Below are 21,604 nucleotides of genomic sequence, written 5' to 3' on the forward strand. Positions count from 1 at the left end.
TCAAGTCCGGGATGACGAAGTTGTATCAGCCGGTGATCGCCGCGATCGCGTCGGTCGCGGCGATCGCGCCGCTGATCCACAGGAAGGGCAGCGTCAGCGCGGCGAACCACAGGCGGCGCACGTCGCGGCGGAAGCGCGCGTGCAGGCCCCAGCTCGCGAGCGCCTGGCGGCTCAGCCGATACCAGTGGCGTTCGGTCGAGCGCGCGACCGGAAGCGCGAGCGCGAGCAGCATGACCAGCGCGACGACGATGAAGGCGGACGGCGCTCCGGCGGCGACGGCGCTCATCACGAGCCAGATCTGCAGCGCGGCGAAAGCGAGGAGGGCGGCGGCGGCATGCCACGTCATTCGGCGACCGAGGCTTCGTGCCGGCGGCACGCTGACTGCCGTGCGCCTCCACAGGCGCGGTCCGAATGCTGATGCCATGTTACAGCCCCCTAGGCTGGCGATTCCCAGAACCGCACGTTTTGCCCCAAAAATTCCCAAGTCAAGACAGCTTGCCAGCGATTCGTTAATTTTTGCACTCGATTCGGCGCGGATTCGCAACCAAACCGCGCCGGATCGAAAAAACGCTACAATATTGGCGACATGCGCCGTCGTTCGGGCGAGCAAGCTTGGGGTTTAGGAGAGGCTGCCGATCAGGGCTGCGGCGGCATCGGCAGCGGCTCGGCGTCGGCTTCGTCGGGCGCGGTCGGTGCGGCGGGGGGCTCGCCATTGGCCTGGCGCTCGAGATCCTCGGCCGCCTTCTGCCGTTCGGCGAGCGCGCGCTCTTCGGCGACGACCGCGGCTTCGACCTCCTCGGCCGCGGCGTCGATGCCCGCGAGGCGTTTGGCGCGCTCGTCGGCGATCATCGCCTGCCAGTCGGTCTTGTCGGCGGCGCGCCGTTCGGCACGCGCGCCCGCGAGCAGCGCCTGCGTACAGCCGGTAAAGCCGCCGAGGCCGGTCGGCGAGCAGCTGTCGGTGCCGAAGCGGCCGACGCGTTCGAGCGCGACGACCTTGTTCGCCCAGGCTTCGTTGCGCGGATCGAGCGGGTCGCCGCGCAGCATCTCGGGCACGCGATAACGTTCGGTTTCGGGCAGGCGGTTACACACGACGATCTCGTCGGGGCTCGACTGTTCGCACTTGTCGTCGCCGTAGACGATGACCTGATTGATCTTTTCGGCCTCGACCGTGGCTTCCTGTGCGGCGGCGGGCAGGGCGGCGGCGCTGCCAGCGAGGATCAGCGCGAACAGGGGGAGGCGGGTCATCGGATCTTCCTTTGTCAATTTGACGCGGCGTGGCACCGCGACCCTGCATCGGTCATGAACGACGCGGGACTTTATGGGTTCACGCCCTAGTCTATCAGATACGTTTCGACAGCGCGATGGCTGCACGGCAACCCGCGCGAATCGCCAGGCTGAGGATCGGGTAGCCCGGCGCGCTTTCGGCGCCCGCCTTCAGCGCGGCTTCCTTATGCTCGAGCTCCTCGGCGCGGAAATCCTCGACCGCGGCGCTGAGTTCGGGGTCGCGGTCGCCGAGTTCGTTGAGCTGATGCTGATAATGGCGGTCGATCTCGGTCTCGACCGCGGCGGTGCACGCCATCGCGGCACGCGGGCCCATCGCGGCGGTCACCGCGCCGAGCGCGAAGCCCGCGACGTTCCAGATCGGCTGGAGCGCGGTCGGGCGCACGCCGCGTTTTGCGATCATCGCGTCGAAGAACTTGCGGTGCCGCTCTTCCTGTTCGGCCATATGCGCGATCTCGCGCGCCATCGGGTGGCGGTCGCCCATCACCGCGAGCTGGCCCGCGTAGATGCGCGTCGCGCCATATTCGCCCGCCTGGTCGACGCGGATCATCGATGCGGTGCGCCGATTGCTCTTTTCCGGGGCGTCGGTCATGCCGCCGATGTGCGCCCCCTGCGCAGCAAGGTCAAGACGAGCGCGGCGGCGGCGAAGGAGAAGATCGCGTTGAACCCCGCGAGCGAGATGCCGAACAGCGACCATTGCACCGCGTCGCAGCGGATCAGCGGCGCGTTCATGATCGAATCGAGCGTGACCGGGCCCGCGGCGCCGGTCGCGCAGGTCGTGACGCCTTCCCAAAAGCCATATTCGACCCCGGCATGAAAGACGCCGATCGCGCCGCTAACCGCAATGGCGACGGCGGCGAGCAGCGTGAGCGCGCGCATCGCCTTGTCGTTCCGGCGCAGCAGCAGCGCCAGCAGCGCCAGCAGGATCGCCGCCTGATGCGGCCAGCGCTGCCAATAGCACATCTCGCATGGATGAAGGCCAAAGCCATATTGCGACACGAGGGCGCCGCCATAGAGCAGGAGCGGCGCCGCGAATGCGACGAGCGGCGCGGCAAGGCGCGATGTCAGCATGTCCGAAGCGCCCTCAGTTACGGCGCGCGGGTTTGGCGCCGGCTTTTCCGGCCTGCGCCATGCGCGCCGTTCCCGGGCCGATCCGCCCGATCGTCTGCAGCGCATAGTGGAGCTGGAAATCCTCGATGCCCTTTTCCTTGAGCTCGGCCGCGGTCGCGGTGAAGCGTGGGTCGGCCTTCTCGTCCTTTTCGAGCAGGCCGTCGTCGACCTTCTTCTCGTTGATCAGGTGACGGCGCAGGTCGCTTTCGCGGAATTTGGGCCGCGAGGCGTAATCGGGATCGCTGAGCTGCGGTACCTGGATGTCGGGGTCGATCCCGCCTTCCTGCACGCTGCGGCCCGAGGGCGTGTAATAACGCGCGGTGGTCAGGCGGAGCGCGGTGGTGTCGGTCAGCGGCAGCACCGTCTGCACCGATCCCTTGCCGAAGCTGCGTTCGCCCATCACGACCGCGCGGTGCTGGTCCTGCAGCGCGCCCGCGACGATCTCGGAAGCCGAGGCCGATCCCGAATCGATCAACACGATCACCGGCGCGCCACCCGCCGCGTCGCCCGGTTCGGCGAAATAGCGTTCGATGTCGCCCTTCTTGCGCCCGCGCTGCGAGACGATTTCGCCGCGTTCGAGGAACAGGTCGCTGATCCCGACGGCTTCGTCGAGCAGCCCGCCGGGGTTCGAGCGCAGGTCGAGGATCCAGCCGCGCGGTGCCTTGCCCAGCGATTTTTCGACCGCCGTCATCGCGGCCTTGAGGTCGGCGGTCGCGTCGGCCGAGAAGCTGGCGACGGTGAGCACGCCGACGTCGCCGCTGACTTCCCATTTCACGGGTTTCAGGTCGATGATCTCGCGCGTCAGCGTCATCTCGATCGGCTTGTCCTGGCCTTCGCGGACGATCGTGATCCCGATCGGCGTGCCGGGGCGGCCGCGCATCTGCTCGACCGCTTCGTCGAGCGTCATGCCGAAGATCAGTTCCTTGTTGATGTGGGTGATATAATCGCCCGCCTTGATCCCCGCCTTGTCGGCCGGGGTGTCGGCGGTCGGCGCGATCACCTTGACGACGCCGTCTTCCATCGTCACCGACAGGCCCAGCCCGCCATATTCGCCGTCGGTCTGGGTGCGCAGGTTCGAAAAGCCGCGCGCGTCGAGATAGCCCGAATGCGGGTCGAGGCTGGCGAGCATGCCGTTGATCGCGCCTTCGATCAGCTTCGAATCCTCGACCGGTTCGACATAATTCGACTTCACTTCGAGATAGACATCCATGAAGCGCGCGATTTCTTCCTGCGTCTTCGAATCGACGCTAGCCATCGCGCCGGTCGCGAGCGGGACGAGCGCCAGCGTCGAAAGCGCGGCGGCGCCCTGCCACAAGGCGAAGCGGCGTTTCGGAGAAGCGGCGGTCTTGGTCGAGTCGGTCATGTCAGTCTTTCACGCGGGCGAGAGCCATCCCGTCTTATAAACCCCGGCACGCCATCATCCTATGCAAATCTGCACGGGTCAAGCGGGGCATCCCCATGCGGGACGATAGTCGAACGCGCGATTAACCGATCATCGCGACGACGTCGACCGGGCGCCCGGCGCGGCGAAGTTCGACCGTGATGCGGCTGTCGTCCGATCCCGCGCGACCGACCGGCGCGCCGGCATCGATCGTGTCGCCGACCCCGACCGACAGCGCGATCATGCCGGTGAGCAGCGAGACCCAGCCGCCGCCATGGTCGATGATGACGATCTTGCCATAGCCGCGATAATCGCCGGCGAAGCCGACGCGGCCGGGCGCGGGGGCGACGACCTGTCCGCCGGGACGCGCCGCGATCGTGATGCCGCGCGATCGCACGCCGCTTTCATTGACCTCGCCCAGCCCGGCGACGATGCGCCCGACGACGGGCAGGCGATAGGCGCCGCGGGTCAGCTCGGCCTCTGCGGCGGCGGGCGGTGCGGCGCTTCGGGTCACGCTCGCTTCGGGATTGCGCGGGCGCGGGATCGGCCCCGCGAGCTCGGCGAGCTGCGCGCGCACCGCGCCGTCGGCCTCGAGCGAATCCATCAGTTCGACGATGTCGCGCGCCTTCTCGCCGAGCCCGAGCGCCCGGTCGGCCTCGAGCTGCGCGCTGCTCATCAGCTCGCGCGAGCGCAGCCGGCCCTCGTTTTCGAGCCGGGTGAGCGCATCGCGGCGATGCGCGAGCTGCGCCTTGCTCGTCGACAGCGCCTTCAGCGCGATCGCCTGTTGCCGCCGCGTCGTGTCGAGCGCGGTCAGTTCGCGGCGTACGCCGACGGTGCGGCGTTCGATCACCGGCATCGCGGCGTCGATCACCGCGCGCGCATGGACCATGTCGGAGAGCGAGCCCGGCTGCGCGAGCACGCTGACCGGCGGCTGACGGCTCAATTGCTGGAGCGACGCGGCGAGTTCGAGCAAGGGTTGCTGCTGTTCGGCGAGCCGCGCACGCTGGCCCGCGAGACGGCGGTTGACGAGCGCGACGCGCGCTTCGCCCGCGCTGATGTCGGCCTCGGCCGACTGGATGCGCGCGGCGAGCGCGGCGCTGCGCTTCTTGAGGCGGTCGGCCTCGTTGCTCGCGGCTTCCGCCTGTTTTTCGAGCAGCGCGCTCCGCGCCATCGCCGCCGCCGACTGTTGCTTCGCGTCGATCAGCTGTTCGCGCTCGTGCGCGGCGATCGCCGTGGGGTCGAAAATATCGCCCTGCGCCAGCGCGAGCGCGCCGCCCGCGAAGACGGCGGTCGTCGCAAGGGCGGCGAAGGCGCGCCTCATTGCCGGCCTTCGCGGTGATAGGGGTGACCCGCGACAATGCTCGTCGCCCGCCACAATTGCTCGGCGAGCATCGCGCGCGCCATCAAATGCGGCCAGGTCGCGCGGCCGAAGGCGATGACCTTGTCGGCGCCCTCGCGCTCTTCGGGGGTGAAGCCGTCAGCGGCACCGAGGCAGAAGCGCGCCTCGCGCACCCCGCCGTCGCGCCATTTTTCGAGGAGCCGCGCGAATTCGAGCGACGACATCTGCTCGCCCCCCTCGTCGAGCAGGATCGTGCGGCTGTTGTCGGTCGCGGCGGGCATCCGCCCGCCGGTGTCGGGAAGTTCCGAAATCTTCTGCGCCCAGGTCACGCGCTTCATATAGCGCTCGACCAGCTCGGCCTCGGGCCCGCGCCCGATGCGCCCGCGCGCGATGATGTGCAGGAGCATGTCAGCCCTCTATTCGGCACAATTGATCGCGGTGCGTGCGAATATAGGAGCCGACATAATGCTGCGATTCCTGACGCGTGCTGTCGAGGTAGAACCATGTGTCGAAAGCGTCCGCTGCCACACAGGGCGGTGGCTCATATTCTACCTGATGCTTTTCGACAGGCTGTATTTCGCCGTTCGACACCGCCATATTGTACAGGGTCTGCAAAATTGTGTCCGACAGTTGATCGAACCGGGCCCTCTCGCCCCGCCGCGCCCACGGCCGCCACCGCGTTTTGCTGCGCGCGAGGCTGTCCAGCATATGGGTTCGATTGGCTCCCGCATCGTCGTCGTCCCACTCCCATAGCTTCGCAGCAACGGACTGGGGGTTCGCCGGATCGCCAGCCTGCTCGCGGAAAGCAGGATCGAAGCGTTCGAACAGCTCCGGCCAGTCCAGTTTTGCGATGAGCCGATACGCCAGTGCCAGCGTTTTCTCATAATTGGATATGAACTGCTCGAAACCACCGTTTGCGACCTGGCCGACCATATCCGACCACATCATCAGCACACGCTGAGCCTCGGTCAGCTGTTCATTGCCGGGATGGCCGTAGAGATTCCAGCCAGGGACATTCATCACCGATGGCGTATGGATCAGGCCTTCGCCGGTCAGCCACCAGCCGGAATCGACATAGCTGGCCCGCTCCTCGAATTCTTCGGGCGTCAAGGCTGAACGCGTGTCCATGGGCGTCGCTTCACCGGCGCTCACGGATTCAGGTCAATTTGCGGCGGCGACCGGCGGTGCGTCGCCGAATGACCACATGCGTTCGAGGTTGTAGAAGCTGCGCACCTCGGGACGGAACAGGTGGACGATCACGTCGCCCGCGTCGATCAGCACCCAATCGGCATTGGGCAAGCCTTCGACGCGAACGCTGCGGCCCGCTTCCTGCTTGATCCGCTGCGCCAGCTTCTCGGCGATCGCCGAGACATGGCGCGTCGAGCGGCCGCTCGCGATCACCATATGGTCGGCGATGCTGCTCTTGCCGGCAAGCGGGATGGAGATGGTTTCCTGGGCCTGATCCTCGTCCAGCTGGTGGAGGATCAGCGCGTGGAGCGAATCCACGCTGTCGTCCGAAGACGTCGGGGCGGGTGCGGCGCCGGGCGCGGTACCCTTGTCAGCGGAGATCAAATGCGTCCTTTCTCGGTCGGTTCCACCAGCCATGAACGCGTCAGCGGGTCGCGCATTGCGCGGCCTTCATAGCGTTCGAACCAGCGGGGGTTGGCCTGCCGTATCGCAGTCGCGGATCGCACATCGGGCGAAAATCGCAAGAACACGAGGGCGGGCGGTCTCCAGTCTGTCCAACGGCTTTTCTGGTCTGCGGGCCGGACAAAGCGCCGCAGCCATCCCATCGCACGTCTTGCATGGGCCCGGTCGTTATAGCCCGGACGCGCGACGACCGCAATCGGCATCAATCGCGCGATCTCCCGCCAGTCGCGCCATTGGGGCAACTGGACCAGATTGTCGGCGCCCATGATCCAGATGAACCGCCGGTCCGGGTAAAGGCGGACGAGCTTTTTGAGCGTGTCGATCGTATAGCGCGTGCCGAGTTCGGCCTCGATCGCGGTCGCGCGGATCGGCGCGCGCCGCGCCATGCGCTGCGCCGAACCGAGCCGCGCGGGAAGCGGCGCCATACCCGCTTTGGGCTTCAAGGGATTGCCCGGCGACACCAGCCACCACAATTCATCGAGTCCCAGCGCGTCGATCGCATTGAGGCTGATCGCACGATGCCCGCCATGCGCGGGATTGAAGCTGCCGCCGAGGAGGCCGGTGGGGATTTTCCGGTTCAGGGCCGGACCTGCCCCGTGCCGCGCACCAGCCATTTATAGGTGGTGAGCCCTTCGAGCGCGACCGGGCCGCGCGCGTGCAGCCGCCCCGTCGCGATGCCGATTTCGGCGCCGAGGCCGAATTCGCCGCCATCGGCGAACTGCGTCGAGGCGTTGTGCATCACGATTGCGCTGTCGACGCCGGCCAGGAAGCGGTCGGCCGCCGCGGCGTCCTCGGTGACGATCGCGTCGGTGTGGCGGCTCGAATGCGCGTCGATATGCGCGAGCGCGCCCGCGAGGCCGTCGACCATGGCGACCGACACGATCGCGTCGAGATATTCGCAGTCCCAATCGCCTGCGCTTGCGGGTTCGACATGTGGACTCAGCGCCGCGACGCCCTTGTCGCCGCGCACCTCGCAGCCCGATGCGATCAGCGCGTCGACGATGGCGAGCGGCGCGCCATAGGCCCGGTCGATCAGGATCGTCTCGGTCGCGCCGCAGACGCCGGTGCGGCGCATCTTGGCGTTGACCGCCAGATCCACCGCTTTCGCCGGGTCGGCGGCGGCGTCGATATAGAGGTGGTTGATGCCGTCGAGATGCGCGAGCACGGGCACCCGCGCCTCATCCTGCACGCGCGCGACCAGCCCCTTGCCGCCGCGCGGGATGATGATGTCGATCAGCCCCTGCGCGCGCAGCATCGCGCCGACCGCGGCGCGGTCCTGCGTCGGGACGAGCTGCACTGCGTCGGCGGAGAAGCCCGCCTCGACCAGCCCCGCCGCAAACGCGGCATGCAGCGCGCGGTTCGAATGCACCGCCTCGCTGCCGCCGCGCAGGATCACGGCATTGCCCGACATCAGCCCGAGCGCGGCCGCGTCGGCGGTGACATTGGGCCGGCTTTCATAGATGATGCCGACGACGCCGAGCGGCACGCGCACGCGGCTCAGCACCAGCCCGTTGGGGCGCGTCACCCGGTCGATTTCGGCTCCCGCCGGGTCGGGCAGCGCCGCGACCGCGTCGATCGCGTCGGCGATGCCGCCGAGCCGCGCCTCATCGAGCCGCAACCGGTCGAGCATCGCGCCCGACAGGCCGCTTTTCCGTCCGGCCGCCATATCCTCTGCATTGGCGGCGAGGATGTCGGCCGCGCGTGCGCGGATCTCCGCCGCCGCCGCGCGCAGCGCCGCCGCCTTGTCGGCGGTCGGCGTCAGCGCCAGCCGTTTCGCCGCGACGCGCGCGCGCGCGCCCATCTCGGCGATCAGGGCGGCGGCATCGCCGGGCAGCGGCGGGGCGGTCAGGGCTTCGGCGTTCATGGCGCGGCCCCTATCATGTTTCGCCCGACTCTCGAAAGCCCCGTTGCGCGCCGCGCCCGGCATCATTAGGCAGGGCGCCATGACAGGGGATATCGAGGGTATCGGCAGCGCGGTGACCGCGGGCCTCGCGGCGCGCGCGGTCGAGCCGCGCCATGGAGGCGCGGCGCACGGCCATGCACCGCTGCGCTGCCTCAACTGCGGCACCAGCCTGACGGGCTCGCATTGCCACCATTGCGGACAGCGCGCCGACGTCCACCGCAGCTTCGGCGCGATCGGGCACGACCTCGTCCACGCGATCTTCCACTTCGAAGGCAAGATCTGGAACACGCTCCCCTTGCTGGCATGGCGTCCGGGCGACCTGACGCGCCGCTATATCCACGGCGAGCGCGCCCGCTTCATTTCACCGCTCGCGCTGTTCCTGTTCGCCGTCTTCCTGACCTATGCGGTGCTTGCGATGGTCGGCAGCGGCGGCGGCGTCGGCGAGGTGATAGCGAAGGAAGCCGCCGCGCAAACACAATCCAATGCGCTCAAGGTCAGTTTCGAGCAGGAAGTCGATCGGGTCGATGCGCGGTTGGCGCTGAAAGACTTGCCCTCGGCGGAACGAGAGCAACTGAAGCGGGAACGCGAAACGCTCCTGAAAAGCGCCGACTATCTCGGCGTCGAACGGCGCATGACGCGGGAGGAACGCGAGAAGGGGCCGCCCGTGCTGGAAGATCCCGCGGAGCAGGTGATGACCAGCGTCGATTTCGTGACGCGGACAAAGGTCGATACGGGCATTCCCGTCATAGACGAAGCCGCCGCGAAGGCGATCGCGAACCCCGGGCTGCTGCTCTACAAGATCCAGGCGAACGCCTATAAATTCGCCTGGGCGCTGATCCCGCTATCGCTGCCGTTCATGTGGCTGCTGTTTCCGTTCAGCCGGCGCTTCCACACCTATGACCATTTCGTCTTCGTCACCTACTCGATTTCGTTCATGCTGCTGCTGTTCGTCGTCGTGCGGCTTTTGAACCTGACGATCTTCGGCGATCTCGCGATCTTTTTCGCGATGCTCTATGTGCCCTTTCACATGTATCGCCAGCTGCGCGGCGCCTATCGTTCGTCGCGGTTCGGCGCGTTCGTGCGCGCGAATCTGCTGCTCTTTTTCAGCCTGTTCGCGGTGATCTGGTTCATGCTGCTGCTGCTGGCGCTCGGGATCAGCGGATAGAGGTGAAGCTGTAACAAAGACCGGCCACAAACCCGGCGATGCGGGAGGATATGCAGTGCATCCATTGTGGCACGAGATCGATCGCCGTCTGCTCATCAAGCTCGGCACCGCGGGGCTCGCGGCGCTGTCGCTGCCCGGCGCGGCGAAGGCGGCGATGGCGCAGGGCTTCACCCACGGCGTCGCGAGCGGCGAGCCGGGCGCCCATTCGGTGCTGCTGTGGACGCGCTATGCCGCGGCGAACGACACGGCGCTGACGGTCGAACTGTCCGACACCACCGATTTCGCGCGCATCGCGGCGGGCGGCAGCGTCACCGCGAAGGGCGAGAACGACCATAGCGCGAAAATCGCCATCGACGGGCTCGATCCCGGCCGCTGGTATTTCTACCGCTTCGTCGCGCCCGACGGGACGAAGTCGGTCACCGGCCGTACGCGCACGCTACCCGCCGGACCGACGCGCGCCTTCACCATCGCGCTCTTTTCCTGCGCGAACCTCCCCTTTGGCTGGTTCAACGCCTATGCCCACGCCGCGGCGCGCAGCGACGTCGACCTCGTCGCGCATGTCGGCGACTATCTCTACGAATATCGGGTCGGCGAATATCCGTCGCTGAAGGATGCGCTGCCCGGCCGCGAGATTCAGCCGACGCACGAGATGGTGAGCCTTGCCGATTATCGGCTGCGCTATGCCGCCTATCGCGCCGACCCCGATCTCCAGCGCCTCCATGCGCTGTTCCCGATGATCGCGCAGTGGGATGATCATGAATTCGCCAACGACGTGTGGAAGGGCGGCGCCGAAAATCATAATGAAGGCGAGGGCGACTGGCGCGTTCGCGAAGCGGCCGCCGAGCGCGCGTATCGCGAATGGATGCCCGTCGGCGACACGCGCTGGCGCCATTATCAGGCCGGCGATCTCGCGACGATCTTCCTGCCCGAAACGCGCATCACCGCCCGCGACCGCCCCTTTCAGCTGGGCGAGATACTGGAAGGCAAGGCCGACCCCGCGGCGGCGCTGAAGCAATTTGCCGAAAGCGATTATCGCGACCCGGCGCGGCAATTGATGGGCGCCGATCAGGAACGATGGCTGTTCGACGGATTGGCGCAATCGGTGAAGAGCGGCACGCGCTGGCAGGTCTGCGCGCAGCAGATCGTGATGGGCAGCCTGTTCACCCCTCCCGAATCGCGGGGCTGGTTCGGGGCCGACCAGCCCGACTATGTCCGGCGCCGCGTCGAGACGGCGCAGGTCGCGGCGCGCGCCGGCCTGCCGCTCAACATGGACAGCTGGGACGGCTATCCCGCGGCGCGCGCCCGCCTGCTCGCGGCATCGCAGCGCGCCGGCGCCGATCTGGTCACGCTGTCGGGCGACAGCCACAACGCCTGGGCGTTCGACCTGACGCACGACCACCGCCCCGCCGGGATCGAGATCGCGGGCCACAGCGTCACCTCGCCGGGGTTCGAGGCCTATACGCCTGGCATTTCGGACGCCACGCGCGTGGCGGCGCTGCGCGCCGCGTCGCCGCAGCTCCAATGGGCGAATACCGCGGATCGCGGCTATGTGACGGTGCAACTGACCCGCGAGCGGGTGACCGCGAACTGGCACAGCGTCGAAACGATCCGCAGTCATAGGCCGGGGCTCAAAGGCACGCACAGCATGACCGCGACGCGCGGGCACAGGAAATACGACGCTTGACACATTCATAACTCGATGGTTATGAGAAATCCATAACCAAGGAGTTATGGATTAAATGACGTCGTCACCCGACCTCTTGTTCCGGGCGCTCGCCGACCCGACGCGCCGCGCGCTGTTCGAGCGGCTTTGTCTCGAAGGCGAGCAGACGGTCGGCGCGCTCACCGCCGAAGCCGGAATTTCGCAGCCCGCGGTGTCCAAACATCTCGGCGTGCTCAAACAGGCGGGGCTCGTGCACGATCGGCACGAAGGCCGCCAGACGCATTACAGCGCGCAGCAACGCGCGCTCGCGCCGCTGGTCGACTGGACCGGGCGCATGAACCGCTTCTGGGAAGCGCGGTTCGACGATCTCGAAGATTTACTCAAAAGGATGGATCAATGACCGATACCGACGTGCGTAGCGTGACCGTGGAGCGCGAGATTCCGCATCCGCCCGAAAAAATCTGGCGCGCGCTGACGACGCAGCATCTGATCGAGGAATGGCTGATGAAGAACGACTTCGGCCTCGACCTCGGCCACCGTTTCCAGCTGCGCGGCGACTGGGGCCATGTCGACTGCGAGATTCTCGACGTCGAGCCCGAACGGAGCCTCTCCTATACGTGGAATTACGCGCACGACGATCCGGCTTACCGGCTCGACAGCAAAGTCACCTTCACGCTCGAACCGACGGCGATGGGAACGCTGCTGCGCATGGAACAGGTCGGCTTCCGCCCCGACCAGAAGCAGGCGTTCGGTGGCGCCAAAAGCGGCTGGCGCATCCATCTCGAAAATCTCGAGAAGGTTGTCGCGGGTCTCGACTGAATTTCAAGCAGGGAGAGAGTTATGAACTGGAGCCTCTGGATCCGGCAGTTTCACCGCTGGGTATCGATTATCTTCACCGCGATCGTGCTCGCCATTTTCGTGATGCTCGGCGCGGGGCACGAGCCGGCCCAATGGATCTATTATCTGCCGCTGCCGCCGCTCTTCCTGCTGATGTTTTCGGGCCTCTACATGTTCTTCCGGCCCTATTTCCGGAAGCGCGGCGGCGCGAACATCGCGTGAATCGTCATCCCGGCGAAGGCCGGGATCTCACCCTATCGGAATGACGCACCGGAGAGATCCCGGCCTGCGCCGGGATGACGTCAGCAAAAAGGAAGGATGTGCCCTCAGCCATAGGGCGGCGTATCCTCGAACTCGGCGAACCAGGGATAGTCGTTCGCGACGCTGACGGTGAAGTTCGCGTCGCGTTTTTCGAGGAAGCTCGACACCCCTTCGGCGGCGTCGGCGCTGCGCCCGCGCGCGAAGATCGCGCGGCTGTCCCAGCGGTGCGCGCTCATCGGATGCGGCGCGCCGAGCATCCGCCACAGCATATGCCGCGTCAGCGCGACCGACACCGGCGCGCTATGCTCGGTCAGCTCGCGCGCCTTGGCGATCGCGGCGTCGACCAGCTCGCCGGGGGCGTGAACCGACTGGACGAGGCCTTTTTCATGCGCTTCCTGCGCGGCGATCAGCCGCCCCGAATAGCACCAGTCGACGGCATTCTGGATGCCGACGAGGCGCGGCAGGAACCAGCTCGACGCGGCTTCGGGGACGATCCCGCGCCGCGCGAAGACGAAGCCGTAGCGCGCGGTATCGCTCGCGAGCCGCGCGTCCATCGACAGCGTCATCGTCGCGCCGATGCCGACCGCGGCGCCGTTGATCGCGCCGAGGACGGGCTTCTTGCAGTCGAAGATGCGCATCGACACGCGCCCGCCCGAATCGCGGATCAGCGGGTGCGACCAGTCGATCGTGCCGTCCTCGGCGACGGGGCTCGCCGACATGCCGTCGGGCAGGATCGCCTGCTTGTCGGTGCGCTTGTCGTAATCGAAGGTCGCGGCGCCCTGTCCCAGATCGGCGCCGGCGCAATAGGCGCGGTCGCCCGCACCGGTGAAGATCACCGCGCGCACGGCGTCGTCGGCGTCGCACTCGTCGAGCGCGGCGACGATTTCGAGCATCATTTCGGTGGTGAAGGCGTTCATCCGGTCGGGGCGATGCAATGTCAGCAGCGCGATGCCTTCGTGGCGGTCGAGGCGAATCTGGTCGAAGCTCATCCATCTCTCTCCTTGGTTTGCGATTATGGTTGCAAGCGGGGCGGGCGAGTGCAAGCACTTTACGTAAACGTAAATCTAATCGTCGCCCCCGCGAAGGCGGAGGCCGCTGGAGAGATGGAGTAAGGCCGACAACGGCCCCGCCTTCGCGGGGGCGACGGTTTTGGGATCGGGGATGACGCCCGGTTCCTTTGCCGCTATAGGCGCCCCCGTCGCCCCGGTGCCGCGCCTCGTCCATGAGTCGTTTCCGCCGGGGTCATTCATTTGGTTCCGACAGAAAGTCCTGCCCATGGCCCGCCGCCGCCAGATCTACGAAGGCAAAGCCAAGATCCTTTACGAAGGCCCCGAACCGGGCACGCTGATCCAGTATTTCAAGGACGACGCGACCGCGTTCAACGCGCAGAAACGCGGAACGATCAACGGCAAGGGCGTGCTCAACAACCGGATTTCGGAGCATGTCTTCACTCTGCTCGGCAATATCGGCGTGCCGACGCACTTTATCCGCCGCCTCAACATGCGCGAGCAGCTGATCCGTCAGGTCGAGATCGTGCCGATCGAGGTGATCGTGCGCAACGTCGCCGCGGGCACGCTGTCGAAGCGTCTCGGGATCGAGGAGGGGACGCAGCTGCCCCGCACGCTGATCGAATATTGCTACAAGGACGACGCGCTCGGCGATCCGCTCGTCGCCGAGGAACATATCGCCTGCTTCAACTGGTGCAGCCAGGACGAGCTTCACGACATCCAGGACATGGCGATCCGCATCAACGACTTCATGTCGGGCATGTTCGCCGCGGTCGGCATTCGCCTCGTCGACTTCAAGCTCGAATTCGGGCGCCTTTACGAAGGCGATTTCAGCCGCATCATCCTCGCCGACGAGATCAGCCCCGACGGCTGCCGTCTGTGGGACATGACGACGAACGAAAAGCTCGACAAGGACCGCTTCCGCCGCGACCTCGGCGGCGAAGTCGAAGCCTATCAGGAAGTCGCGCGCCGATTGGGCCTGATGCCCGAGGGCGGCGAAAATGCCGTGCTCGACCTCGAAAGCCACCGGAAGAAAAAGGGCAGCTGAGGCATCTAAGCCCCTCCTCTTCAGAGGAGGGGTTTGGGGTGGTGAAAGCGGCCTCGCACGGCGCTGGCGCCACCACCCCGCTGCGACTAGCGGGCACGCCCGCAAATCTCGCTGCCCCTCCTCTGAAGAGGAGGGGTTTTCGTTTCCCTCAAATATTGATGCTCGTCGGAATCAAGCTCGGCTGCAGATACGGATAGGGTTGCATCCGCTCGGCATTGCGTTGCGCGATCTCCGCCTCGACACCCTTGAGCGCCGCCTGAAACCACGCCAGCGGGCCCTCGACCGCGGTCACGCGCGGGTCCTGGAACCATGCCGGATAGGGGAAGGCGTTGCTGCGGTAATCGCCGAGCGGGCGGTAATGCACCGAGCCCAACAGTTCGAGCACGTTCAATTGTTCGAGCGCGAGCGCCATCGGCGGCATCATCGCGAGCCAGCCGGCCTTGTCGTGCCCACGCTGGCCGTTCGGCGCCGCCTGCCAGCCCGCGCCGGTGACCGCGGGGGCAAAGGCCATGATGTCCTTTTGCGGGAAATTGACCGCGGCGTGCTGCGCGCTCGCGGTGAACATCACCATCGCGCACACGTCGGCGAGCTGCCCCCGCGTCGTCACGGGGGCGAAGCCCCTGATCTTCGCTTCGCCGGCAAGGCACGTCGACCATGCGCTGAGCTCGGTGTCGGCGACGACATCGGCGTCGTGCGCATAATAAAGATCGACATATTGCCGCGCCCATTCGTGGAGTGCGTCCCACACGAGCAGCGCGTCGTCGCGGTAGGGATAGTCGGCGAGCGCCGAATCGACGCCCACCCCGCGCGCGGCGAAATCGGCGCGCGGCATCTTGCCTTGGAAGTCGAACGCCAGCCGCGCGTCGACCGCCGCAAGCTGGCTCGATGCGATCGTGCCCGCGAAAATATGGTCGATCGGGCCGTTCGCGGCTATCAGCGAGGTCGCCGCCGCTTCGTTGATGAACAGCGTGCCCTCGAAATGGGGCAGGAGCAGCGCCCAGATCGGATGCGCCTCGGCGAGATGGCGGTGCGTCGCGACCGCGAACGCCTCGATCACCAGATGCGTGCGCGCCAGATGTGTGAACAGCTCGTGATAATTGCCGTCGGCGACCTCGACGACGAGTTTCGCCATTTCCCAGCCCCATAGCTTGTCGGCGGCGGGGGAGGGGGTGAAGATCGGCCCGTCGGCGGGATCCTGCCCGCACTGGATCGCCACCGGCACGAGCGACGATCCGCCCGGCGGCACCGCGAACAGCGCCATCGGCTGCCAGGCATATTTGGCGAGGCTGCCATAAGTACCGGGATCGAGGACTTCGAGCGGCTTGTAATCGAGCAGGAACAGCCGCCCGTCGGCGAGCGCCGCCGCCAGCGTGTCGCCGTTCACCACCGCGGCATATTGGGCGGCGCTGAGCGGGAAATTGGCGGGCAGGGCATTCTCGACCGCGGCGATCAGCATGCAGTTCGGCCCCTGCACGCGCAGCCGCGCGAACGCGCTGTCGTCCTGGAACATATAGCTGATGCCCGGAACCGGCAGCGTAGCAAACAGCGCGCGATAGGCCTCGAGGCTGCGCACCGTCTTGCTGCCCAGGCCGACGGCTTCCTCGACCTTCATCAGATCCTCGAGCCGGTCCTTATAGCCCTTGAGCAGCGCGACATGCGCGTCGCGCTCAGCGGCGGCGACCGCGTTTTCGACGTCGCCGACGATGCGCTCAAAGATATTGCCGCCGCTGTGGACGCCGTGCTCGGCCGCGATCTTCGCGGCCGACGCCTCGATCGCGTCGCATTCGGCGAGCGCGGCCTCGTATTCGGCGCGCGGGCTGTTGAGTTCGCCCTTATCGACGCCGCCGAGCTTCACCGTCAGCGCGTTGCGCACGATGTCCAGCCCGACACCGATCAGGATCACGAACCACGCGATCGTCGGCTCGTCATTCTTGGGCACGTTTGTCGCCAGCGGCACGCCGGGCAGCGTCGGGACGTCGGTCGTCCATGTATAAATGGCCCGCGTCGCGGTCAGCTGCGCCGCGCGCGCCGCCTGTCCGGCCGGCGTGTCGTCCTGCGGCAGCGTCGGGTGGGCGGACGGCATCGGCGTCGCCGGCGCGGGGCTGGACGGGGCAAGCTGCGGTATCGGATAGGACATGGCGTGGCTCCTGTCGGGCGCGAAACACAAGGCCGCGCGTATCGGCGAACATGGTTAATATTTCGCAAGCCATCGCGTGCGCGAAAGCGTCTAGTCCGGTGATAAGACGGACTTTCATTCCTTAACCCCTGCTTTACCCGGCCTTGCTATCCCGCCCCCATGACGGGGGTCTATCACACGCTGCAGGCGCGCTTCTTTCCGCCGATTCCGGATGCGATTCGGGACGACGTCGCCTTGCTGCGCGCCAATCGCGTCGAGACGCTGACCCCGATGCTGTTCCTGATGCTCGCGGCGACGACGCCCACCGCCATCTATGGTGGGGTCGAAACGGTGCATCCGTTCATCCGCATCGGCTTTCCGGTCATCCTCGCGATCGTCGGCGTGCTCGGCTTTCTGTTCCTGCGCCACAATCGCGGCCGCCGGATGAGCCCGCGCCGCGCGCGCCGCATCATCCGCGAAGCGAGCTGGGTATCGGGGATCACCGGCGCGATGTGCAGCCTGTGGACGGTGACCAACTGGCTCGCGGCGCCGCCCGAAACGCACAGCTATTATGCGATGATCATGGCGATGGGGTCGCTCGCGACCGCCTATTGCCTGTCGTCGATCCGTTTCGCGACCTTCCTCAACCTCGGCGTCGGACTCGCGCCCGTGTCGGCGCTGATGCTGACCTCGGGCAATCCGCCCGAAATCGCCGCGGGCACCAGCCTCGTCATCGCGACCCTGTTCCTGCTGCGGATGGTCGTCCAGCAGCACGGCCAGGTGATCGACCTGCTCGAACTGCAGCGCCAGATGCGCGAGCTGGCGCATACCGACCCGCTCACCGGCCTCGCCAACCGCCGCGAATTCGACCTCAGGCTCGACGAGGAGATCGCCAGGGCCGACGGCGCCGGCCGCTTCGCGATCGCGCTGCTCGACCTCAACGGGTTCAAGCCGATCAACGACCAGCACGGCCACGCGATCGGCGACGGCGTGCTGTGCGAGCTCGCCGACCGCCTGCGCCGCGCCTGCGGCAACCACGCGATCGTCGCGCGCCAGGGCGGCGACGAATTCGCCATCCTCGTGCCCGCCGGCTCGCCGTTGCTGGGCACCGCGCTCGCCGATCATATCCTCGCCGCGCTCGCGGCGCCGTTTCGCATCGACGGCCGGCCGATCGGTGTCGGCGCGGGCATCGGCACCGCCTATTGGCCCGAACATGGCGACAGCGCCCGTCAATTGCTCGAGGTTGCCGACCGCGCGCTCTACGCCGCAAAAGCCGCCAATCGCCCCCTGACGTCGTCTGTCGAAAGCGTCGGCCGGGTCGCATGACGACGGCTTGACCGCCCGCGGGGTGGTCGCCACATCGGGCCCATGACCAAAACCCTCGTCCGGCGCGCCGCAACCGCGCTGTCGCCCCTTGTTCTCCTCATCGCCAGCACCGCGCCGGTCCATGCCAGGGAAATACCCGCGAAGGCGGCGGCGCCCGCGACGGTCAATCCGCAGGGCGCGGTGGCAAAGGCATGGAATTTCGCCGCCAGCGACATTCCGGTCGACCCCAACATCGTCTTCGGCGTGCTCCCCAACGGGATGAAATATGCGCTGCTCAAAAACAGCACGCCCAAGGACAGCGTGGTGCTCCGCATGCGCTTCGACGTCGGCAGCTTCGCCGAAGCCGACGACCAGCGCGGCCTCGCCCATTTCCTCGAACATATGGCGTTCAACGGATCGACCAATGTGCCCGAGGGCGAGATGATCAAGCTGCTCGAACGCAAGGGGCTGGCGTTCGGTGCCGACACCAACGCCTCGACCGGCTTCGACGAGACGGTCTACAAGCTCGACCTGCCGAACGCCTCGGACGACCTGATCGATACCGGATTGATGCTGATGCGCGAGACCGCGAGCGAGCTGATGATCGATCCCGCCGCGGTCGACCGCGAGCGCGGCATCATCCTCTCCGAACGCCGCGCGCGCGACACCTATCAGCTGCGCAGCCTGATCGACCAGCTCGACTTCCAGATGCAGGGGATGATGGTGGCAAGCCGCATCCCCGTGGGCACCGAAGAGGTGATCAAAACCGCGCCAGCGTCGCGCATCCGCGACCTCTACGAACGCTATTACCGTCCCGAACGCGCGACGCTGGTGATGGTCGGCGATTTCGATCCCGCGGCGGTCGAGGCGAAGATCAAGGCGCGCTTTGCGGACTGGCGGGGGCGCGGCCCAGCAGGTGCCGATCCCGACATCGGCGATGTCGACTATGAACGCGCCGCCGCCGCCGACGATTTCGTCGACCCCGCGATCCAGGATTCGGTGACGATCGCGCGCTTCAAGCCCTGGGTGGACGAGCCCGACACCAAGGCGAAACGCGCGCGCAAACTCGCCGAGGATGTCGGCGAGGCGATCGTCAGCCGCCGGCTCGCGAAGATCGCGCTCACCGAGGAGTCGCCGATCCTCACCGGCTATTTCAGCGACGCGTCGGGCTGGAAGAAATTCGACCAGGTCACCGTCGGCGCGGTCGCCAAGGAAGGCGCGTGGAAAGAGGCGCTGGCGCTCGTCGAGCAGGAACAGCGCCGCGCGGTGGAGCATGGCTTCACCCAGGCCGAGGTCGACGAGCAGCTCGCGATCCGCCGCACCGCCTTTCGCAATGCCGTCGCGGGGGCGACGACGCGGCGCAGCGAGACGCTCGCCGACGCGCTGGTCACGGCGGCCGAGGGCGATTTCGTCTTCACGCGCCCCGAAACCTCGCAGGCGCTGTTCGAGGCGGCGGCGCCGTCGCTCGATGCCGCCGCGGCCACCGCCGCCTTTCGGGCGCGCATGGAGGGGATGAGCCCGCCGCTCGCGCGCGTGACGACGAAAAAGCCGATCGAGGGCGGGACGGCCGCGATCCTCGCCGATCTGCAGGCCTCGGCCAAGGTTGCGGTCGCGCCGCCGACCGAGGCCGCGAACGCGGCCTTCGCCTATGATGATTTCGGTACGCCCGGCAAAATCGCCAGCGACGAACGCGTCGACGATCTCGGCATCCGCCGCATCCGCTTCGCCAACAATGTGATGCTCAATATCAAGACGACCGATTTCCAGAAGGACAAGGTCATGCTGTCGCTGCGCGTCGATGGCGGCAACCTGCTCGCGACGAAGGACGATCCGACCCGGGTGGCGCTCGCGGGTTCGCTGATGCTCGGCGGGCTCGAGGCGCACAGCTATGACGAGCTACGCTCGATCCTCGCGGGCAAGACGATCAGTCCGGTCTTCGGCAACGCCACCGACAGCTTCGGTGGCAGCGCGGTCACCTCGCCCGAGGATTTCGCGCTGCAGGCGAAGCTGATGGCGGCTTACCTCACGCATCCCGGCTACCGCGCCGACGGCCTCGCGCTCATCCGCCGCGTGCTGCCGCAACAATATGCCGCGAACGACGCGACCCCGGCGGCGGTGCTCGGCCGCGATGCGGGGGGCATTCTCGCGAACGACGATCCGCGCTCGCAAACCCCGCCGCTGGAAAGCGTGATGGCGCTCGACTGGACGCAGCTCGAATCGGCCGTCGCCGACAGCTTCGCGCACGGCGCGATCGAGATCGGCGTCGTCGGCGACATCGGCGAGCAGTCGGCGATCGATGCGATCGCGGCGACCTTCGGCGCCTTGCCCGAACGCCGCGCCGCCTTCGACCCGCGCGCCGACGCGCGCGCGCGCCAATATCAGGCCGACCGCAGCGACCGCACGCTGATCCACAAGGGCCCGGCCGAGCAGGCGGAACTCCGCGTCTATTGGCCGGCGCGCGACGACAGCGATCTCGCCGAGTCGATGCAGCTCAACCTGCTGACGCGCGTGATGCAGCTAATGCTGACCGAGGAACTGCGCGAGCGGCTCGGCGAAAGCTACAGCCCGCGCGCCGCGGCGAGCCTGTCCGACGAGTTTCCGGGCTATGGCCATCTCTTCGCCGCGAGCAATGTCGATTACAAGGATCTCGCGACGACGCGCGCGGCGATCTTTGCGATCGCGAAGGAGCTGCGCGACAAGCCCGTCGACGCCGACCTGCTCGACCGCGCGCGGCGGCCGCTGGTCGAGGCGATGGTGAAGGCGCGGCGCGAGAACAGCTATTGGCTGAACTATGTCGCCGAAGCCGCGACCCATGCCGACCGCCTCGACCGCAGCCGCAACGGGATCGCCGAGGTCGAGGCGGCGACGCCCGCCGAGCTGCAGACGCTCGCGCGCCGCTACCTCGTCGACGACAAGGCGCTGGTGATCAGGGCGGTGAGCGACAAGGCGGGACGCTGACCAGCCGGGTGTGGGCGAAAGCCGACCTATCTTTCGTCACCCCGGACTTGATCCGGGGTCCATTTACGCAGCGTGGAAGGAATGAATTCCGGATCAAGTGCGGGATGACGAAGGTAGGAGACGTCAGCTTCCCACCCCATTCTAGCCAATCGGTCCCGATCCGGATGAAATGACAGGAAACGACCGATTGCGGACGTATCAAACCTGATTAAGGTGTCCGTCATGATGCCCGCTTCGCGACGCGCAAAGGAATAGTCGCATGCAATTTTCCCTTGTGGTCGCAACGCTAATCTTGGGGGTTCTCTTCACGTACGTTTTGACCAGCAAACTTTTGTGGGGACGTGCGCTGCCGAAATCATTGTCGGGAGCCATAGGTCTGACAGTTGGCGCTATAATTTTGATCGCCTTTTTCGATGCGTCTTGGTGGAACGTATCGCCATCTCTTCTTGCCGCTCTGTTTTTGCTGTGCGGACATCTGATCCGCAGGCGCGATCAAAACGACGCAAGCCAGAAGAGCTAGTAGATCCGCTTCCCACCCCGTTTTCGCCGTCCGGCGAAGTTCGGGCCGCGATGGCAGAAA

The 21,604-nt window shown here is 66.8% G+C and carries 22 protein-coding genes; 9 read left to right on the plus strand and 13 right to left on the minus strand.

All coding sequences use genetic code 11. The features are described from left to right. Positions 1–25: 25 nt before the first annotated feature. The 11 genes from VFG17_RS09140 to VFG17_RS09190 form a co-directional block, all read right to left on the minus strand. A complete protein-coding gene (locus tag VFG17_RS09140) occupies positions 26–346 on the minus strand; it encodes a hypothetical protein (RefSeq protein ID WP_325029161.1) in 321 nt (106 codons plus the stop codon). Between the two features lie 290 nt (positions 347–636). Next, positions 637–1,245, minus strand: a complete 609-nt coding sequence (locus VFG17_RS09145) for a hypothetical protein (RefSeq protein ID WP_325029162.1) — start codon at positions 1,243–1,245, stop codon at positions 637–639. 94 nt (positions 1,246–1,339) lie between these two features. Beyond that, complete coding sequence (locus VFG17_RS09150) at positions 1,340–1,873, minus strand: demethoxyubiquinone hydroxylase family protein (RefSeq protein WP_325029163.1); 534 nt, start codon at positions 1,871–1,873, stop codon at positions 1,340–1,342. Next, positions 1,870–2,352 carry a disulfide bond formation protein B gene (locus VFG17_RS09155; protein ID WP_325029164.1) on the minus strand — a complete coding sequence of 161 codons (483 nt, stop codon included), beginning with the start codon at positions 2,350–2,352 and terminating at the stop codon, positions 1,870–1,872. Before VFG17_RS09155 ends, VFG17_RS09150 begins: the two co-directional genes overlap by 4 nt. 13 nt (positions 2,353–2,365) lie before the next feature. Beyond that, positions 2,366–3,754, minus strand: coding sequence for a S41 family peptidase (locus VFG17_RS09160; RefSeq protein WP_325029165.1), 1,389 nt, complete (start codon positions 3,752–3,754; stop codon positions 2,366–2,368). A gap of 121 nt (positions 3,755–3,875) precedes the next feature. Further along, complete coding sequence (locus VFG17_RS09165; RefSeq protein ID WP_325029166.1) at positions 3,876–5,093, minus strand: murein hydrolase activator EnvC family protein; 1,218 nt, start codon at positions 5,091–5,093, stop codon at positions 3,876–3,878. Next, positions 5,090–5,518: a 23S rRNA (pseudouridine(1915)-N(3))-methyltransferase RlmH gene (locus tag VFG17_RS09170; protein WP_325029167.1), complete on the minus strand. Its 429-nt coding sequence runs from the start codon at positions 5,516–5,518 to the stop codon at positions 5,090–5,092. Before VFG17_RS09170 ends, VFG17_RS09165 begins: the two co-directional genes overlap by 4 nt. Before the next feature lies 1 nt (position 5,519). Then, on the minus strand, positions 5,520–6,239 hold the full coding sequence (locus VFG17_RS09175; protein ID WP_325029168.1) for a DMP19 family protein: 720 nt from the start codon (positions 6,237–6,239) through the stop codon (positions 5,520–5,522). A gap of 33 nt (positions 6,240–6,272) precedes the next feature. Further along, the gene (gene rsfS / locus VFG17_RS09180) at positions 6,273–6,716 is read right to left on the minus strand and encodes a ribosome silencing factor (protein WP_414712942.1); all 444 of its coding nucleotides are present in this window, start codon (positions 6,714–6,716) and stop codon (positions 6,273–6,275) included. Further along, positions 6,680–7,375: a nicotinate-nucleotide adenylyltransferase gene (locus tag VFG17_RS09185; RefSeq protein WP_325029170.1), complete on the minus strand. Its 696-nt coding sequence runs from the start codon at positions 7,373–7,375 to the stop codon at positions 6,680–6,682. Before VFG17_RS09185 ends, rsfS begins: the two co-directional genes overlap by 37 nt. Next, a complete protein-coding gene (locus VFG17_RS09190) occupies positions 7,339–8,625 on the minus strand; it encodes a glutamate-5-semialdehyde dehydrogenase (RefSeq protein ID WP_325029171.1) in 1,287 nt (428 codons plus the stop codon). The genes VFG17_RS09185 and VFG17_RS09190 overlap by 37 nt, the downstream gene beginning before the upstream one ends. A 79-nt stretch (positions 8,626–8,704) precedes the next feature. Between VFG17_RS09190 and VFG17_RS09195 the strand changes: the two genes are divergently transcribed. The 5 genes from VFG17_RS09195 to VFG17_RS09215 are packed head-to-tail and all read left to right on the plus strand — an operon-like array spanning position 8,705 to position 12,551. Then, the gene (locus VFG17_RS09195) at positions 8,705–9,829 is read left to right on the plus strand and encodes a DUF3667 domain-containing protein (protein ID WP_325029172.1); all 1,125 of its coding nucleotides are present in this window, start codon (positions 8,705–8,707) and stop codon (positions 9,827–9,829) included. Positions 9,830–9,884: 55 nt separating this feature from the next. Continuing rightward, positions 9,885–11,513, plus strand: a complete 1,629-nt coding sequence (locus VFG17_RS09200; protein ID WP_325029173.1) for an alkaline phosphatase D family protein — start codon at positions 9,885–9,887, stop codon at positions 11,511–11,513. Positions 11,514–11,568: 55 nt separating this feature from the next. Then, positions 11,569–11,892: a metalloregulator ArsR/SmtB family transcription factor gene (locus VFG17_RS09205; protein ID WP_325029174.1), complete on the plus strand. Its 324-nt coding sequence runs from the start codon at positions 11,569–11,571 to the stop codon at positions 11,890–11,892. Beyond that, entirely contained in the window at positions 11,889–12,311 is a 423-nt protein-coding gene (locus VFG17_RS09210; RefSeq protein WP_325029175.1) for an SRPBCC domain-containing protein, read from the plus strand. The genes VFG17_RS09205 and VFG17_RS09210 overlap by 4 nt, the downstream gene beginning before the upstream one ends. A gap of 21 nt (positions 12,312–12,332) precedes the next feature. Continuing rightward, a complete protein-coding gene (locus VFG17_RS09215; protein ID WP_325029176.1) occupies positions 12,333–12,551 on the plus strand; it encodes a hypothetical protein in 219 nt (72 codons plus the stop codon). A 104-nt stretch (positions 12,552–12,655) separates the two neighbouring features. Here VFG17_RS09215 and VFG17_RS09220 read toward each other — a convergent pair whose 3' ends face one another. Then, positions 12,656–13,579 carry a crotonase/enoyl-CoA hydratase family protein gene (locus VFG17_RS09220; RefSeq protein ID WP_325029177.1) on the minus strand — a complete coding sequence of 308 codons (924 nt, stop codon included), beginning with the start codon at positions 13,577–13,579 and terminating at the stop codon, positions 12,656–12,658. A gap of 286 nt (positions 13,580–13,865) precedes the next feature. Here VFG17_RS09220 and purC point away from each other — a divergent pair, with 286 nt between their 5' ends. Then, positions 13,866–14,645: a phosphoribosylaminoimidazolesuccinocarboxamide synthase gene (gene purC, locus VFG17_RS09225; RefSeq protein ID WP_037553641.1), complete on the plus strand. Its 780-nt coding sequence runs from the start codon at positions 13,866–13,868 to the stop codon at positions 14,643–14,645. A 148-nt stretch (positions 14,646–14,793) separates the two neighbouring features. On the opposite strand, the gene VFG17_RS09230 is transcribed toward purC, so the two are convergent. After that, a complete protein-coding gene (locus VFG17_RS09230) occupies positions 14,794–16,782 on the minus strand; it encodes a lipoxygenase family protein (RefSeq protein WP_325029178.1) in 1,989 nt (662 codons plus the stop codon). A gap of 159 nt (positions 16,783–16,941) precedes the next feature. On the opposite strand from VFG17_RS09230, the gene VFG17_RS09235 reads away from it, so the two are divergent. The 3 genes from VFG17_RS09235 (at position 16,942) to VFG17_RS09245 (ending at position 21,544) form a co-directional block, all read left to right on the plus strand. Continuing rightward, positions 16,942–18,087 (plus strand): GGDEF domain-containing protein, encoded by a 1,146-nt coding sequence (locus VFG17_RS09235; protein ID WP_325029179.1) that lies wholly within the window; start codon positions 16,942–16,944, stop codon positions 18,085–18,087. A gap of 42 nt (positions 18,088–18,129) precedes the next feature. Further along, positions 18,130–21,024 carry a M16 family metallopeptidase gene (locus VFG17_RS09240; RefSeq protein WP_325029180.1) on the plus strand — a complete coding sequence of 965 codons (2,895 nt, stop codon included), beginning with the start codon at positions 18,130–18,132 and terminating at the stop codon, positions 21,022–21,024. A gap of 259 nt (positions 21,025–21,283) precedes the next feature. Continuing rightward, on the plus strand, positions 21,284–21,544 hold the full coding sequence (locus tag VFG17_RS09245; protein ID WP_325029181.1) for a hypothetical protein: 261 nt from the start codon (positions 21,284–21,286) through the stop codon (positions 21,542–21,544). Positions 21,545–21,604: the final 60 nt, after the last annotated feature.

The sequence above is a fragment of the Sphingopyxis sp. genome (genome assembly GCF_035686825.1).
Classification (GTDB): Bacteria; Pseudomonadota; Alphaproteobacteria; order Sphingomonadales; family Sphingomonadaceae; genus Sphingopyxis.

Bases quoted from the DNA above. Each gene is read 5' to 3' on its own strand.
- VFG17_RS09240 (WP_325029180.1), top strand. From the start codon at position 18,130: ATGACCAAAACCCTCGTCCGGCGCGCCGCAACCGCGCTGTCGCCCCTT.
- purC (WP_037553641.1), top strand. From the start codon at position 13,866: ATGGCCCGCCGCCGCCAGATCTACGAAGGCAAAGCCAAGATCCTTTAC.
- VFG17_RS09215 (WP_325029176.1), top strand. From the start codon at position 12,333: ATGAACTGGAGCCTCTGGATCCGGCAGTTTCACCGCTGGGTATCGATT.
- VFG17_RS09145 (WP_325029162.1), bottom strand. From the start codon at position 1,245: ATGACCCGCCTCCCCCTGTTCGCGCTGATCCTCGCTGGCAGCGCCGCC.
- VFG17_RS09190 (WP_325029171.1), bottom strand. From the start codon at position 8,625: ATGAACGCCGAAGCCCTGACCGCCCCGCCGCTGCCCGGCGATGCCGCC.
- VFG17_RS09140 (WP_325029161.1), bottom strand. From the start codon at position 346: ATGACGTGGCATGCCGCCGCCGCCCTCCTCGCTTTCGCCGCGCTGCAG.
- VFG17_RS09160 (WP_325029165.1), bottom strand. From the start codon at position 3,754: ATGACCGACTCGACCAAGACCGCCGCTTCTCCGAAACGCCGCTTCGCC.
- VFG17_RS09230 (WP_325029178.1), bottom strand. From the start codon at position 16,782: ATGTCCTATCCGATACCGCAGCTTGCCCCGTCCAGCCCCGCGCCGGCG.
- VFG17_RS09235 (WP_325029179.1), top strand. From the start codon at position 16,942: ATGACGGGGGTCTATCACACGCTGCAGGCGCGCTTCTTTCCGCCGATT.
- VFG17_RS09170 (WP_325029167.1), bottom strand. From the start codon at position 5,518: ATGCTCCTGCACATCATCGCGCGCGGGCGCATCGGGCGCGGGCCCGAG.
- VFG17_RS09155 (WP_325029164.1), bottom strand. From the start codon at position 2,352: ATGCTGACATCGCGCCTTGCCGCGCCGCTCGTCGCATTCGCGGCGCCG.
- VFG17_RS09175 (WP_325029168.1), bottom strand. From the start codon at position 6,239: ATGGACACGCGTTCAGCCTTGACGCCCGAAGAATTCGAGGAGCGGGCC.
- rsfS (WP_414712942.1), bottom strand. From the start codon at position 6,716: ATGGCTGGTGGAACCGACCGAGAAAGGACGCATTTGATCTCCGCTGAC.
- VFG17_RS09220 (WP_325029177.1), bottom strand. From the start codon at position 13,579: ATGAGCTTCGACCAGATTCGCCTCGACCGCCACGAAGGCATCGCGCTG.
- VFG17_RS09205 (WP_325029174.1), top strand. From the start codon at position 11,569: ATGACGTCGTCACCCGACCTCTTGTTCCGGGCGCTCGCCGACCCGACG.
- VFG17_RS09245 (WP_325029181.1), top strand. From the start codon at position 21,284: ATGCAATTTTCCCTTGTGGTCGCAACGCTAATCTTGGGGGTTCTCTTC.
- VFG17_RS09165 (WP_325029166.1), bottom strand. From the start codon at position 5,093: ATGAGGCGCGCCTTCGCCGCCCTTGCGACGACCGCCGTCTTCGCGGGC.
- VFG17_RS09195 (WP_325029172.1), top strand. From the start codon at position 8,705: ATGACAGGGGATATCGAGGGTATCGGCAGCGCGGTGACCGCGGGCCTC.
- VFG17_RS09150 (WP_325029163.1), bottom strand. From the start codon at position 1,873: ATGACCGACGCCCCGGAAAAGAGCAATCGGCGCACCGCATCGATGATC.
- VFG17_RS09185 (WP_325029170.1), bottom strand. From the start codon at position 7,375: ATGGCTGGTGCGCGGCACGGGGCAGGTCCGGCCCTGAACCGGAAAATC.
- VFG17_RS09210 (WP_325029175.1), top strand. From the start codon at position 11,889: ATGACCGATACCGACGTGCGTAGCGTGACCGTGGAGCGCGAGATTCCG.